Source organism: Njordella aestuarii (assembly GCF_056494165.1).
In genome coordinates this window covers 2647257-2663421 of record NZ_CM151397.1, presented here as the reverse complement: position 1 = coordinate 2663421, position 16165 = coordinate 2647257, and the positions used below count along the sequence as shown (strand labels likewise).

General features: G+C 51.5%; 6 protein-coding genes. 2 read left to right on the top strand and 4 right to left on the bottom strand.

Annotated features, from left to right (window positions below; translation table 11 throughout):
* Positions 1-52: 52 nt before the first annotated feature.
* Positions 53-7744 (bottom strand): SDR family NAD(P)-dependent oxidoreductase, encoded by a 7692-nt coding sequence (locus tag SH451x_RS10315; protein WP_479362378.1) that lies wholly within the window; start codon positions 7742-7744, stop codon positions 53-55.
* A complete protein-coding gene (locus SH451x_RS10310) occupies positions 7737-9374 on the bottom strand; it encodes an SDR family oxidoreductase (RefSeq protein WP_479362377.1) in 1638 nt (545 codons plus the stop codon). The genes SH451x_RS10315 and SH451x_RS10310 overlap by 8 nt, the downstream gene beginning before the upstream one ends.
* A gap of 648 nt (positions 9375-10022) precedes the next feature.
* Between SH451x_RS10310 and SH451x_RS10305 the strand changes: the two genes are divergently transcribed.
* Positions 10023-10688, top strand: a complete 666-nt coding sequence (locus SH451x_RS10305) for a DedA family protein (RefSeq protein WP_479362376.1) — start codon at positions 10023-10025, stop codon at positions 10686-10688.
* A 62-nt stretch (positions 10689-10750) separates the two neighbouring features.
* On the opposite strand, the gene SH451x_RS10300 is transcribed toward SH451x_RS10305, so the two are convergent.
* Both SH451x_RS10300 and ilvE read right to left on the bottom strand, forming a co-directional pair.
* Positions 10751-11980: a cysteine desulfurase family protein gene (locus SH451x_RS10300; RefSeq protein WP_479362375.1), complete on the bottom strand. Its 1230-nt coding sequence runs from the start codon at positions 11978-11980 to the stop codon at positions 10751-10753.
* A gap of 27 nt (positions 11981-12007) precedes the next feature.
* On the bottom strand, positions 12008-12865 hold the full coding sequence (gene ilvE, locus SH451x_RS10295; RefSeq protein ID WP_479362374.1) for a branched-chain-amino-acid transaminase: 858 nt from the start codon (positions 12863-12865) through the stop codon (positions 12008-12010).
* 361 nt (positions 12866-13226) lie between these two features.
* Here ilvE and SH451x_RS10290 point away from each other — a divergent pair, with 361 nt between their 5' ends.
* On the top strand, positions 13227-16058 hold the full coding sequence (locus SH451x_RS10290; protein WP_479362373.1) for a YidC/Oxa1 family insertase periplasmic-domain containing protein: 2832 nt from the start codon (positions 13227-13229) through the stop codon (positions 16056-16058).
* Positions 16059-16165: the final 107 nt, after the last annotated feature.

Here is a 16165-nt window from a genome sequence, read left to right as displayed (position 1 = left end):
TGCAGCTCCGCAATTGGTAGCCACATTCGAACCTCGACAGTTGACTCTATTATTAATGCACAAACGCAGTTCGATAGCTCCGAGCCGCCAGATAGAGCGTTCCACTATCAGATCGTACGTCAAAATCGAAACAAGCATGATCTTCGGCACGACTTACCATGCGGACGAACGTCAGCAACCGCTCCCCAGGCCTTGGCATGTGATTGATAAATAGCTGCTCGAACGCCATCGGTAAGCATACGGACGGCTTAATTGTCAGATACGATAGAATACCTGCGGCGTACAGCGCTGAATCAAGAATCGCACTCGGCACACGCCAGCCAACAGCATTGCGGTTTAAGCCTGCCAGTTCAATCAACGAAGGAGCGACCATTTCAGCGAGCATTCCCGCATCTGACAAAGCAAAACGCTGAATCAGGCGAAACGGTGCGCCTGAGTAAAATGAGTCTCCAGGTTGAGACCACTTTGGATGATGCCATTTTAAATCGTCGGCGCTGAAGGCAGAACCAAACTCTAATTGCTTCAGAGGCTGAATATTAAACTTTAACTTGCAATCGCAAAGCGTACGGTCCTTTCCGACCACAATTCCACTTCGATTGAGTGCGTCGCCGGCAAGTCGAACTTGAAGGCTGCGCTTGCCACTAGTGCTGGTGGACTGAATGCGAAGCCTATGGGGTTCATCGCAGAAAAATTTGAAAGGAGCGTGAATCTGCAATCCAGTAATACCAATCGGATACATTCGTTCGAATCCGCAACTTGATGCCTGCTCCCCTCGTCGGACTGACAAGGAATAGCTGTGCTGCATTGCAGATTCTACTATTAGCTCCAGCCCGACCACGGCGGGCAACAAAGGCCGATCGTTCAATCGATGCTCGATAAGGAAGGGATCTGATGTCGGCAGCAAAGTCGATTCCACGGTTTGTTCGACCGACTGCCCTTGCACAATCGAATGTAAAGATGCGATATCGATCAACGCGTGCTGGTGTGACGCTCGAGCGATATTGCCTTCTTGCTCAAGTGTTTCTGCCGGATAAAACGCACGGTGATAGCGATCATCGGTTATTAGCACTTCCGATTCACTTTCCGCAGATTCAATTTCGCGAATCAGATGTTGGAGCCCTTCTTCTGCTGGCATGAATTGCATACCAATGCTTTCAAGGGCAAGCTTCGTCTCGGGTTTGGTGGCCATACCAATATCGCCCCAAGCATGCCAGTGAAAAGCAATGCAACGAACGCTTGGTCGTTGCCATTTTAACCAGTCAGTAATCTTCGAGAGTCCATCGTTTGCTCCCGAGTAGTCCGTATGTCCATTAGCTCCGAAGCGACCGCTGATCGAACCAAAACCTATAAAATGCGTCAACGGTTGATCGGATGTTGCTTCGATCAAGTTCAACGCGCCATCCATCTTTGCTGAAAAACATTGCTTCACTTTCAACGGCAATTTGCGGTCAAACCTAGCATCTTGACCAATCCCTGCACCGTGCAAAACGCCTTGTATCGGCCCGTAGTTGGCTTTAACATCGTTCAAGACGGCTTGTAGTGCCGCTGCATCCGCACAATCACAAGCGTGATACTCGACCTGAATTCCAAGACTACGCATCCGCTTCAACGTCTCTTCGATCTCCAGCGTTTTTTCGACGTCCTGCCAGACTTTCAGCGGATTGCGACCGGAATAATGTTCAGCGTTGGCGCGAGCATGCTGCATGACTTGAATCTTCAGCGATCTCATGCCACTTTCGTCCAGCGACTTCCAATCTTCAGGCAAATCCATTAGTTTGGTAACGCCTATCAGATGCAATTCAAGCTGGTAACGAAGCGCGAGCCTTTCAGCCACAAACGCAGTGATGCCTCGCGCTCCTCCAGTACAAATCCATCGGTCTTTCGGTTTTGGCAGCATGTCAGCCCTGCCAATCGCCTCCTGTGCAACGGCTCGCACTACGGCGCGTCCTTTTGGAGTGTAGCTCACTTCCGTGTCATAGCTACCGTAAGCCAACTCCTGAAAAATGGAATCGACAGCCTTCACACGCGGCAATTTTCCCAAATCGATTAGCTTGAATGCGAGGCGGCGATGGCCTGCCATCCAGCATTCAATGATCATTGCTTTGACAAGCCCCGAGATAGCTCCCCCTTCTATCGCTATGGGAGCGGAGCCAAACGCAAACTCGCCACCGAGATTTGGGGTCGCAACGAGAGAGCAATCTTGACTTAGGTTACTGCCGAGGACAAGCGACAGCCACCGTTGGCAAAGCCAAAAGACAGAGTTAACGCCAATATTTCGACGTTGGCTCCACCATTCCGACGATGTTACCGTTTGTGCATTTACATCGTGAGGGGTTGTAATAAACAGATGCGGCAGCGGAGATTTCGCCCACTCTTTTTCGAGGATTTCAGGCCAGCGATCTGCATCGACCTCAGGCAAGTGCAGTGTCTCAATGCCCTCGTTCGCCAGTCGCTCCAACAATTCGTCTGCAATCTCATTTTCGCCGACGATGACCGCTCGGCCATAAAATCGCGGCTGCCCAACTTTCTCATGAGGAGCCTTGAGTTGCGTCGACAGCACGTAACGCTGCGTAACGCCTCCAGCTTGCGGCTTTGCCACACTCGCAGTTCGCGGGCGATCCAAACTCGTGGGCTTCTCTTCCTTTAGCTCAGATATTGCTGACTCGCCAGGAATTGCCTCTTGGAAGAACCGTGCACGAAATTGTCGCTCTGCCGTAAAACTATTCGCAGCTTGAACCGCGTTGCGCATTTTTACGATCGCCGCAGCGCTCGGTTTCGTGTTTTTGCGCACATGAGACACTGGATCTGCTTTAGCAACAACTGCACTGGAAAGACGATTTCTCTCTCTCAGCAAGCCTCCCTCAGGTGCAACAGCTTGAATATTATGAGCTAACTTCTCAGCGTCACGCGAAGGTTCTTTTTTTTTTGCCGGGACCGGGCTACCATTCGACGATTCTAACCTTGATTGCACCGAATCGACCGCAAGGACAGCAGAGTTTGAATCGGTAGCAATCTTGGTAGATAGATGATCAATAATGTCTTGCAAGGTTCGACAATTAATGAACGCCTTGCGGTCTTCCAGCGTGAGTTCAAATTCAAAGGACGACCGAACTTCACCGATCAACTGCGCAAGTTTGATGCTATCTAGCCCCAGATCTGATTCCAGTTCTGCGTTAAGATCGACCATGTCCCGAGGATAGCCGGTGTGTTCCACTACGAAGTCGACCATGAATTCGCCCAGCTCTTTTGCGGAGACGACAGGTGTAGCGACACTGTTTAGTGAGTTAATCGCGACCTCTGGCTTCTGAACGCTGCCAAACTCAGTCGCATTCGTAAATGGAAACTGATAACCATTCTTGATAGCGGGCTTTGGTAGACTCTCGCGCGTCGTTAGCTCAGACGTTTTCTTGTGGCTCTCGACTTGCGAAACAAAGTTAGCTACTTCCAAAGGTGTGCTTTGCTCGAGGATCACATCGCAGATGTCTGCGATAGACCGTACAGTGATACCACGAAATCTTGTTGTATCCAAATCGTAGGTTTGTCGAAGCTCGCCAAACAGTTGAACTTGTTTGATACTGTCGACTCCCAGTTCCGCCTCCAAGTCCCAGTGCGGCTCAATCATCTCGAGAGGATAGCCAGTATGCTCGACAATGAAATCGATGATAAACTGTTCCAGATCTTCGCGCGACGGCAATTCATTCGCGGTGACTGTATGCCCATTGGCTAAATTTTGCAAACTACCATTTGTCGGCACATAAACCAGTTCGTGCGGCGTGCTTTGCGGTGTTTTCGGCTCGGGTGCAGTTGCCGCAAAGGCAGCTTCATCCGACCGCGACTTGTCGACCGGTTTACGAACATTTGTCAAAGCGCTCTTGGCCCGCATTTCGGAACGCCGTGTGGACGTCGCATCAATCAAGCGAGATCTGGCTGAATCGTGGCGTGATGTTTCATGTTGAAGCGCTTTGGCATCCGCCGTTTTAGCTGGGCTAGAAGGAACGGTTTGCTGAACGCTCCCACGCGATTTGTTCGTGGACGATTCCGCTGAAGCTGGCTGCAGATACAGGTTGTCGGCATGAACAACTGAAATTTCAGAACCTTCCGCATTCAACGTTATCAGTTTGCACAGAATTTCGCCCGGCCCAACCTCGACAAACTTGCGTACTCTCATCGAACACAGTCGCTTCGTATCGCGCACGAAGTCTAACGGAGTAACAAGCTGCTCTACTAGATTTCTGCGGATCTGTTCTGGATCGGCAACGAACTGTCCGCTTACGGTGCTGTAAAAAGGAATCCGGGGAGGCTGGAGTTCCAACGTGTTCGCAAAAGCAATCAAATTCAGTTTAGCCGCAGTCAAAATGGGACTGTGGAACGCAGCTGGAACAGGTAGTCTGATGCAGGCGATGCGTTCTTCTTTTAAAGCAGCTTGGAATGCATCCAGGTCGCTTAGACATCCCCCAACAATCGTCTGGTTCGGAGCATTCCGGTGTGTGATTGTCAAGGAACTGAGAGTTCGCGAGCAAATCTTTTCAACCTTATCCGACGAAGCCGAAACAGAGACAAGTCCACTTGGCAATGACTGCGAGCAGCTTAGAACGGATTGCGCACGAGCATGAACAAACCGTAGAGCATTCTCGGGCGACCAAATCCCTGCAACTACCATTGCGGCAAGTTCACCGAGCGAATGGCCTAATACAGCATCAAACCGGCAACCATTGGCCTGGAGCGAAGCGGCGTAAGCAAGATCACTGATAAACATGCTCGCTTGGATTGGCCAAGTAACTTGCGCTGGCGGTCCATCTATTTTCCGAAGCAAGTTCACAAATGATTCGCTCTCCAACGATCGCAGAACTTCATCAAAGTGCTTGATCAAAGCCGTAGCGGCATCTGTCTGCATCAGCGGCTGTGCAAGAATCGCAAGAGACTGAGAGCCTTGACCAGGGAAACAGCCTACAGTGTCCAAACGAGATTGGTAAAACGTCGCAGACTTTCTCAAGCCAACGTCGATAGGATTGCTCGCAGGAGTGGCTTTAACGGGGCGAATCATTGATGAATCTATTCCTGATGTAACTTCTTTGTGGCGATCAGCGCCCACGGTATATCGTACTGTCGACCGGACGTTGCGTTCGCAAGTACTTGTTAACTCTCGCACAGTGCCAGCCGACCGAGCGTCGCCAGTCGCAGCTATGTCAGCCGCGATTCCGATTAAGGCTTCTGCGGATGCGATCTTGCCAATGCGGCGTTCAAGTTGTTCTAAGACTTTCGTCGCGGGGGTCGAAAGCGACAGCTTTTCTTGTGATTCAGTTTCAAACGTGACTGCGTCGATCAGACCAAGGACTTTAGCTTGGCGTTGCTCTGCAAAAGATTGCCGTTGCAGCGTAAATGCGACCACCCCTTCCGCCGGCCAGAGCTCAGCGAGTGAATTTTTTTGACCTGGCAACAGGTTCGCCGTCATGTATCTTGCAAAGGAGTAGTAGTCCAACGAACGAGTGCCAGCCGCACATACCACGCTGTCAACCGCTCCGGTCCGCAAGATTTGCATCGCAATATTGACAGCATGTGCGGACGATTGACCTGCAGCATCGAGCGCGAAGGCACCACCCATCAAGTTGAAGTGCTTTGTTATTCGAGAAGCAAGTGTGCTGCTCGTAAAGCTACCCGTTTCGTCTAAAAGAGCGGGCAGCCGATTAAGCAATGCTTGCTCGAACTCATCAAGTTGTTTTTCAGTAGCTTCATGGCTGTAGCCAAGCCGCTTGCAGACTTCACGCAGCTCTTCACGCGCGTTTTGCAGTCGCAAACCGATCTGCAAACCATGCCCAAACTCCCCTCCAAAGACTGTCCCAACTACAACAGACGCCCGGTTTCTTAAATCGGAGTCACCTAGAATTCCGCTCGCCTCAAGAGCTTCACCCGCCGCCTGCAAAAGCATAAACTGGAGAGGGTTAGCATTCTGAACTTGTTTGGGCGGAATGCGGTTCTTTCGCCAATCGAACTCAAAGTCATCAATGTAACCGGCTTGAAAGTCGAATTCGCTGCCGAGGTCGGTTTGATAAGCTCGCGGCAGCGCCGCTGGCCAACGTTGCGCTAAAGGCGGTCGGATGTAAACTTCGTCTCCCTTGACCAGTCGCTCAAGTGCCGTACCACGCAGTGCACCTGGGAGAACACACCCCAGGCCGACGATGGCAATCGGTTCTGCAATACGCTCGGATACCGAAGACGAACGGCGCCCGTTTATACTTGGGGAAGGCCTAGTATTGGATAACGCGTGGTGAAAATTCGGTTCGTACTGCTCCAGGACCACATGAACATTCAATCCGCCGATGCCGAAGGCATTCACGCCCGCAGTGCGCGGCGATCCATCAGACGGAGCGGACCATGGTTTGCACTCTGTCAAAACGTCGAATGGGACTTGGTTCCAGTCGATGGTTGTGTTCGGCTTCTCGAAATTGATGCTCGGTACTAACGTTCCATGCTGCATGGAAAGCAGCGTTTTGGTTAGTCCGGCAAGTCCGGCCGTTTCGAGCGTATGGCCAATATTTGACTTGACGCTGCCAATCGGCAGCCGCCGCCCGTTTAGTTTCGCACCGTAAAATTCAGCCAGCGCGGACGTTTCGGTCGCGTCGCCAACTTGTGTACTCGTAGCGTGCGCTTCTAAATACTGTAGTCGTTGAAGTTGAGCCTCATCGCGGTAGGCACGACGCATCGATTCGATCTGACCTTCGCGACGGGGAGCCCACAGACTCTTTCCACGTCCGTCCGACGCCATACCGATTCCGGTAATCACGCCTTCAATTTTATCGCCATCGCGAACGGCATCGGCCAGTCGGCGAACGACTAGCGTTACGAACCCTTCGCTGCTGATCAATCCATCCGCAGCATCGTCAAAGGGGCGCGAATCAGTGGCGCTACATGAATGTGCTTGCGAGAAAAGAATCAAACTGTCGACTTTGTTGTACGATGCACCTCCCACGATCGCAGCATCGATCTGGCCAGCATTGAGTGCAACACCAGCCAAGCCCAGAGCCACCAGCGACGAGGCACAAGCCGACTCAATTACGATCTGAGGCCCTTGTACGTCAAGCAATTTCGCGACTAAGCGTGCAATTGCATTTGCATCGACATGCGGTGAGGAACCATCGTGTCGATTCGGCCTTCCCCGCTCCATCGCTTTTTGAAAGAGCTCTTTGATAGAAGCTTGCGCATCTTGGGGCAATGATTGAAAGTAAGGTGCGTCATCCAGGTAGGACGCCGTGGCAGAAGCCATCGTCGCATAAACCAGTTCGCCCGAAACTCCCGCGCCACCACTGTGGCCTATGTAGATTCCGCAACGCTCACTGTTCTTTGCGGCGACAGCGTTCGCGCTGCAATTGACAAGCATTTGCTCCCAAGCCGATTTGGCGACTTGGGCGAACCGCAAATGGCACTCGTCCCATTCAGCAGCCTCTTCGGCGCTAATTCCGAGATATTCGTGATCGATTTCGTCGCGTGTGACGATCGCACCGACGTCACTGTAGGTAGTTGCACGTTTCTTCCGCGCAGTGTCCAAGAATCGTTGACGAGGCACGATCTCTTCTGGTAACGGACCAACTGCAGATCGACCGTTCTTGAGCAAATCCCAGAAGGCAGCTAAATCGTCAGCGCCGGGCAGCTTGCAAGCGACAGCGACTATCGCGAGCGGTTCTTGAATCAGTCCACCGCCAACGCTCAGCTCAGTCGCCGGTCTCTTCAGCTCGGAATCTTCAGGCATCTGTTACCTCACAAGTAACAGCTTCCCTCAAGTTTTCGTTGTCGTCTTCGCTCTGCAACTGACTGACGTGACGACCAGCGAACTCTGAATCGGGTGCTAGCTCCAGAAACAGTTGCGTGGCAACGGAACAAATTGCAGCAGCGTCGGCGACACCATCTGCCACTACTCCAACAATCATTTTTTCTTCAACGGCAGTGTGAAGATCGACATTGCCATCCAGCAATTCGCCCAACAACCAAGTGGGCATGTGCAGCCGCTGCAGCGGCAAACCATCGGCTTCACAATACCAAGTACCACCTTCACAACCCGCCAACGTCAACTGAAATAGCTTCGAGGACGATTTGGCCGCCGCAATATCAAGCTCAATAGCATGCCAGTGATTCAAGCGTTCCACAAACTGACTAACGCTGGCAATCGGCTGCGACTGGGCAAGCCCCGTCGTGTCACGAAACTTTTCGCTAATCGCAAAATCGAACGCAGTAGTAAGTGCTTCAGTATTCATGGCAGGCGGAGAATCGAGTCCGTCGACCGCAATGGTATGTGCGCGGTGAAACAACGGATCGTTACGAAAATACTCAGCGTAGGCCTCTAAATGAACGGTGAACGCAGATTCGTCAACGTCTTCGGGTGCAATGACGGTGGGGATATTCTGCCATTTCTCAATATTCCGACGAATTGCGTTCAAAATAGAGTTAGCAATGTCGTTCACCGTCGAGGGTTCCGGGTGCGTCAAGTGATAGATTTTGTCCCATGCCTTAGGTTGGGACGTAATTTTGCCGATTGCGGATGCAACCCAATCCACCGGTACGACGTTTTTTAGTTCGGAACCGTCCAAGCCCAAACCATTGATTACGTCAGTGATCGTCAAGTTCTCAAAGTCAAGCACACCGGCGGCATACAGTTCGCGAGCAAATCGAACCGCCGCATACAAGGTATGAAATGCGTTCGCCCAGCCATCCTGATGACGGCCTATAACAATGCTTGGACGATAAATCGTTTTGGTGGCGAAACATTCCGCATTTTGAACGAGCTTCTCTCCCGCCGCTTTGGAATATTCATACGGATTTCGAAATGGCGCATGGAGGTTCGCGGCCTGCTCCTTCGCTACTTCGGAGACATCGCCACAAACGTACGCTGTCGATATATGATGAAAGTGATCACAACCAATCGATTCCGCAAACTCAATTAAGTTCTTGGTCCCGTCGATGTTCGTTGCCAGCGGTTCGACCCCGGCCGCATCCATCTCAAAGCGAACGCTGGCTGCACAGTGAAGTACGTTCCTGAACCGCTTTTCAAGTTTCTTATGGACCTGCGGGTCGACATTTAAGCCCGCTTTCAAGAGATTTGCGTCGACCACGTACGGCCGAATCAGATGCTGTTGCGTATCGTTCTCCCAAAACTGAACGATTGACTCAACGCGTTGTTGGGCGGTAAAAGCGCCTCGGCCTCGAACCAGAACGCACACGTCGCGGCCTTGCAACAACAATTCACGTAAGACGAAACGTCCCACCAATCCTGTAGCACCCGTCAGGAGCCATCCGTTATCTGGATCGCAAGACGCTTGCTTTGCGGACAGTGGTTGCGCTGCCGTTTTACGACGTTCTCTGCGGGTTTTTGGGACGGTAATCAATGCAGTTATCACTCGAGAGGTATACAGAACGTCCTTGATTCTCCTAGTTTAGCTCGCGATAAGATTCAGACAATGAATTACTTTTGGCGGAGAACCTAATGGTTTAGCAACAGAGTTGTTTTTGAGCACCACTGCTCAAAAAACTATCAATTTTCGGAGATTTTTGGCCTCAAAATCTACCGAGAAGGCCAATTCTCCATATCACGACGCTTAACTTTGCGCCGCAAGCCAGCCTTGCCACCGACCTTCGATCTTCAGAATGGACGACGTTTGTGAGATAGTGCAACTCAAAAGCCCTCTTGGGGACAATTATATTCCTTCCCCAAAATTTGCGCCTCATTTACTGGCTTGCGATGAGTGCTGGACCGTCGTCTCAATGTGATCCTAGTAAAAATATGTCAAAAAAATTATGCTCAGCGGTATTTGCAAGAAGACATTCGAAGCGAACGTAGGAGTTATTCTGCTTGCTACGCAGCAACTTCCACGCGGCTCAAATTAATTTGCGTTTGGTAAAGGATCTAAGATCTGCTTCAATTAATCTTGTGCGAAACATAAAGTAGACCGTCAACCAACGATCTTAGTTAATAGTCCGACTCGAACTGTTTCAGATACCGCAATCCCAAAGAACTTCGTCAGGAAGAACTCACAGTGCAATTCGTTGAGCTATTCACCAACGTCGACCAACATCTGAACGAACTTGCGGGATCGATGGGGCCGTGGCTTTACATCATCCTGTTCGCCATCATCTTTTGCGAAACTGGGTTGGTGGTCACGCCGTTCCTGCCGGGCGACTCGCTCTTGTTCGCCGTAGGTGCACTGGCGGCTACGGACAATTCTCCCATCGCATTGCTGATTCTTCTGCCCGTGTTAATTGTCGCAGCGATCCTCGGCGATGCCGTGAACTATGCCATTGGAAGGTATCTGGGCCCTAAAGTGTTTTCTGCCGACTCGTCGTGGTTGTTCAACAAGAACCATTTGCTTAAGGCTCAAGCGTTCTACGAATGTTATGGTGGGAAGACGATCATCATCGCTCGTTTCGTTCCGATCGTGCGCACCTTCGCTCCCTTTGTTGCCGGAATTGGGAAGATGCGGTACGGCTACTTCTGGAGCTATAACGTAATCGGAGCGATCGCTTGGGTAACGGCCTGCCTGCTAGCCGGATTCTGGTTCGGAAACATTCCAATCGTTCAAGAGAATTTCGAGATTGTCATCCTTGCGATCATCGGCATCAGTGTCTTGCCGATCATGTACGAAGCATTCAAAGAGTGGAAACTTCGCAAGGCCGCCGTTCAGGAAGATTCGCCCAGCGTCTAGCGCAGGCTCGCATCAAACGACGGTAGGCATAAGTAAGACATGGCAAACGGCAGGCAGTACGATTAATCCAGATCTGACTGCTGGTAGGCTTCGCTGATTGCTTCAGCTGCCTTGGTCATATCAGCCTCAGTGGTATTCCATCCAATACTCAGACGGACCGCGGTCAGACGGTCACTTTCGCTGACACCACCCGCGCGTAACGAGTCAAAGGTGGCTTCATCCATTTCGGCTATCGGTGCGATCGTAGGAACGCTCGGATCCGATTCCACTTGATAATCCTCATCGATGACATCGCTCATCACATTGCCAAAACACTTCACGCAGATTTCCGGTAACCGTTGCATTACGGCTGAAGCGTTCTTGCCCTTGGTCAAAAACAATCGTGTGTTACACAGAACCGAATCGGAAGACGCGAGAGGCGCGAATACTTCTCCTAGGCACTGTCGTGTTGATTCATCAAACACTTGAAAAAGCTGGGTGCAGCGTGATTCGAAACGTCGATAGCTTTTCGCCATCAATTCCGCTGCGGCACCAAGTCCAACGATGCCCGGCACGTTAGGTGTACCATTTCGAATTCCTCTTTCGTACCATTCGCCGTTGATTAGCGGCGCTTGCACGACCTCGTTGCGTACGACTAATGCACCAACGCCTTTTGCCGCATACATTTTGTGTCCCGATATGGAAACAAGGTCGGCTTCTAAAAGTTCGGCCGCGATGTCTGCCTTTCCAATCGCCTGACAACAATCTAGATGAACCACGCACTGGTCACGTCGCCCACTTGCTCGCAGTAGTTCAAACAGCTTGGCAACAGGTTGCACAATTCCTGTCTCACCATCACCAAGGGTTAGGGTAAGAAATGTCGGGCGATCACCTATCGCCGCCACGATGGATTCAGGATCCCACCCGCCCATCGATCCTCCAGAAGCGACCAATACCGTAGCTTGCTCTCGAGCCAGATCCGCCGCGACTGTATGCGCCGCGCAGTGCTCCCAGTTCGTCAGCAGCAATTGCGTGTCGCGGCCGTGGGTGTGTCGCATAGCGTTCAGCCCACTTCGAATCGCAGTGTTCACTGCTTCGGTGCCGCCCGATGTGAAGATAACTTCGTGCGCTTCACAATCGAGCAACGCGGCGACATTCGTCCGCGCATCTTCCAACGCCTCAGCAACGGCTGCACCTGTCCAATGGCTGCTACTTGGGGAGCCATAGAACTCGTATAAGAACGGGAGCATCGCTTCGCGCGCAGCTCCGGCCAATGGCGTTGTTGAGTTATAGTCGAGATAGATGAGTCGCATAGGTTTCCTGGTGCGCCGCAGGACGGCCTACTGCCGAATCATGGCGCGGAATGCATCGATCAATTGAAGAGTTATGGGCCCGACTTTCCCATCAGCAACGATTCGGGAATCGATTTCAACGACCGGAATGACTTCGGCCGCGCTGCCGGTCAAGAAACATTCGTCAGCGACCAAAACGTCATGTCGCGTCATCGCGACTTCATAAGCAGGAATTCCCGCAGCATGCGCCAGTTCCAGAACGGCATTTCTGGTGATCCCTTCCAGAATCCCTGCGTCTTTGGGCGGAGTCATCAGGACACCTTTTTTGACGATAAAAATATTATCGCCTGTACATTCGGCCACTTCGCCTTTGTGATTCAACATCAGCGCTTCGCTGCAGCCGGCTTGCAGGCCTTCAATTTTGGCCAGAATATTATTCAGATAGTTGAGCGACTTGATGCGGGGACTGAGGGCCGCCGGATGGTTCCGAATCGTACTGGCGGTAATGATCTTCAGCCCTTTTTCGTACAATTCTTCGGGATACAGCGAGATCGAGTCGGCGATGATAATAATTTGCGGATCGCTGGTCCGGTTGGGATCCAATCCCAGTGCACCGGCTCCACGCGTGACAATTAGTCGAATATATCCGTCACTCAGGCTGTTTTGCCGTACCGTTTCGTTGACCGCGTCGGCCAAATCAGCTTTCGACATCGGAATTTCGAGCAGGATTGCTCGGGCAGATTCGTACAACCGATCAAGATGCTCGTTGAGCCGAAAAACTTTGCCGCTGTAGCTACGTAAACCTTCAAAAACGCCGTCGCCGTACAAAAGCCCGTGGTCGTAGACGCTAATTTTCGCATCTTCCTTTGCGAAGTACTTTCCATTGATATAAATCTTTTGAGGCATAATCCAAGCGTCCGGGGATGGTAACGAAATATCGGTTAGGGAAGTTAAAGAGAATTGTGTAGCTCGAAAAGGGCTTGCAAATCTAGTGCGGTCGGCGTCGACAATCAACTGTCGCGAGCCGTTTCAACCGCATAGCGTAAATTCAAAGCGTGTTCCTTTAAAGCGTAGGCGACCTGCGGAGTTAACGATTTTCCGCTTTGCAGAGAGCACGTCTGATAAAATAATGTTCATTTGCTTGTGAAAAACGCTTTGGTCTATGCAATATTGGCCCCAAGACGCACAATGACGCATCCGATTTTTCTCGTGAACTTCCAAGGGGCGTTGGCGCGAGATTTTGCTTCTGAAGCGGATAAGAAAAGCTGTGGATCGTCGTTTTTTTGCTTGGTTTTTACTACTTACAAGTCTCTTTTTCCTCTGGAGCAGCATGCAGCAACGCAAGGCGCTGAAGCTCCAACAGGACCAGATTGCCGAACAACTGCAAGAGGAAGCTGATCGCCAGGCGGCTGAAGAAGCCAAACAGGCGATGGCGAAAATGCTCGAACAATCGGACGTTCCCGCTCCGATCGAGGAACCGCTGAAGTTCTATTCGCTGGGCAGCATGAATCCCAACGAAAAACGCCCTCTCCTCGTAACAATCAGCAATCAGGGAGCAAGCGTCGACCGTATCGAAATGGTGTCGCAGGACAAGAACCAGAACTATACCTACCGGTCACTCGACAATCGCTTTGGATATCCCGGCTATCTCGCCTTCGCGGAAGTTGTTGGCGGTCTTGCGATCCAAAATATTCCGCCCGGCTCTCCCGCGGAAATCGCCGGCAACGTCGACCCGACTCTGCCAGATGGCCTGCAAGTAGGCGACATCCTAGTCCAGGTTGGGACTCAAGAAGTCAGAACTCTGACAGATTATTATAACGCGATGCGCAAAACCGAACCTGGCGACGACGCAAGGTTTACGATTCGCCGCGGCGCTGTACTCGTCAACGCAGGTCTTCAGGGCGAAGCGGCTCGAGCTAACTCGCAACCAACGATCGAACTGAAAGCTGTCGAGCCAGAAACTGAGCCAGCTATTGCGCCGGAGGCGGATTCTGCATCTGAGCCAGCGACTGCAATCAGTGAACTGCCGGAAGACTCTGAGCTTTCCGAAGCGGCTCAAGCTACGGACGGTTCAGCTGACGATAGTGCCGAACCATCTGCCGCCGTCGATCCAGCGACAGCGGAGACGCCTCTGGCCGAGGTAACTGAACTGAACGAAGCAGCTACGCCGGTTGTAGAAGATACCGCCCTTCCGGGAACGTTGATGCAATTTGACATCAAACTGCAGGTTCAACCGCTTGATTTGCTACGGAATTCAAACCGTTACCCAACCGAACAAATCGATGGCAATGAGCAGCGCAGTGCTCTCCTAACAACGTTGGCTTCGATCGGCAATCGCACGATTTCTGACGGCAAGCGTTTCATAACTGGTCTTGACGAAATACTGCAGCATAACTGGATCGGTAAGCCATCGGAGGATGGTAACAGTGTCGAATTTGAATTGCCGCTACGGCCGTTCTTGGCTGCAGCCGGAGTCGATGCAGACTTGACCATGGTGAAGACGTATCGCCTGAAAGAATATGATGCCGAAAACCCGCTGAACAATTTCGATTTCGAACTTACAACAACAATTCGTAACAATCGCGATGCTCCGGTCAAATTGTCTGTTCGCCAAGAGGGACTCAGCGGTCTCAACCTTGAAGGCTGGTGGTACTCCGTCAAGCAAAGCACTGCGTTTATGAGTGCGGCGGGCGCTCGGGATGTCGTGTTGTCCCGCGGCAATGACGAGCTTGAGCTGATTACGCGCCGTAGCATCGAGAGTGCCGCACGTGATGCGGCTGTCGCTAACACCGACGTGCCTATTCTCGGACCAGGTGATGCGGCCGAAGCTCGGAATCTCAAGTTTATCGGCGTCGACTCGCAATACTTCGTTTCCGCAATTTTGCCCAAAGACACAAACAAGAGTTCGCTTTCGAATTTAAGCAAAGCCGCCGCAATGGCGATCGCGGACTTGAAGCCACCTGGCGATGTTCAGGCAAGTAAATCGATCGCCATGAACGTTGGATTCTATTTTGATTCTGACGAAGTCGAAGTGACTCCCGCGGCCCCATTCGAACGTAGCTACCGCATTTTCGCAGGCCCGAAAGAGAATGATCTGCTAGCTCATTATCAACTATCCAATGTCATCTATTACGGTTGGACAATTTTTGCGTTAGTTGCCAAACCGCTCTCTTGGATTTTGCACCTCTTTTACAGCATTGTACAGAACTATGGCATCGCGATCATGATGCTAACTGTGTTAGTACGCTCGTTAATGTTCCCGCTTTCGTGGCGAGCTGCGGCGATGGGACAGCGGATGCAAGAGATGGCACCGGAGATCAAGAAAATCAATGAAACTTACAAGGATGATTTCCAGAAACGCAGCGTTGAAACTCAGAAGCTGTACAAGAAGTATAAGTTGAACCCAATGGCCAGTTGCTTGCCGTTGTTCATCCAGCTGCCAATCTTTATCGGTTTGTACCGCACGGTCAGCACCGACGTTGCACTGCGACAGAAGTCCCTTATCCCAGGTCTTGATTGGTGCAGCAATCTTGCCGGTCCAGACCAGTTCGCACTCTTTCCAGCTTGGATGCCGGAGATGCTCGCGGGCAAAGGTACCGGTTGGCTCGGGCCTTACATGAACTTGCTCCCAATCCTAACATGCGCACTGTTTATCATCCAGCAAAAGGTGCTGATGCCGAAAGCGACCGATGAACAAACGCTGATGACACAGCGAATCATGATGTTCATGACTGTGTTTATGGGGGTACTGTTCTTTCGCGTTCCAGCCGGTTTGTGTATCTACTTCATCACGTCCAGCATATGGTCGTTGATCGAACGTACAACTGTGAAGAAGTTTCTACCGCCAGCCAATCCAAATGTAGCTGTTGAAGGTGCGGATGGAACAGTGATCGAAGCAGCTCCTTATAAACCAGCCAAGCCTACGGGGCTGAAACGCGGATCGGAAAAGCCGCCCGAGTCTCTGAGCGACGTATTCCCGTGGCTGAAAAAGCGTTTTGGTAAAGATGGCAACGCGACCGCTGCCAAACCTGACCAGCGTGCGAATGATGTGGCTAATCGGACACGCACCAACAAACGCAAGAAAAAACGACCAAACTGATTCAATTGTGGCTCGCGTGACAACGAAAGCTTGGCTAGTTCACACGCGCGAACTACGATCGGTTTCTTCGCAAGTCACTGAATGCTTTTCATCTGCTAACAGCTCCC

Excerpts from the sequence above, each read along its gene's own strand:
- SH451x_RS10315 (WP_479362378.1), bottom strand. The coding sequence starts at position 7,744 with ATGCCTGAAGATTCCGAGCTGAAGAGACCGGCGACTGAGCTGAGCGTT.
- SH451x_RS10300 (WP_479362375.1), bottom strand. The coding sequence starts at position 11,980 with ATGCGACTCATCTATCTCGACTATAACTCAACAACGCCATTGGCCGGA.
- ilvE (WP_479362374.1), bottom strand. The coding sequence starts at position 12,865 with ATGCCTCAAAAGATTTATATCAATGGAAAGTACTTCGCAAAGGAAGAT.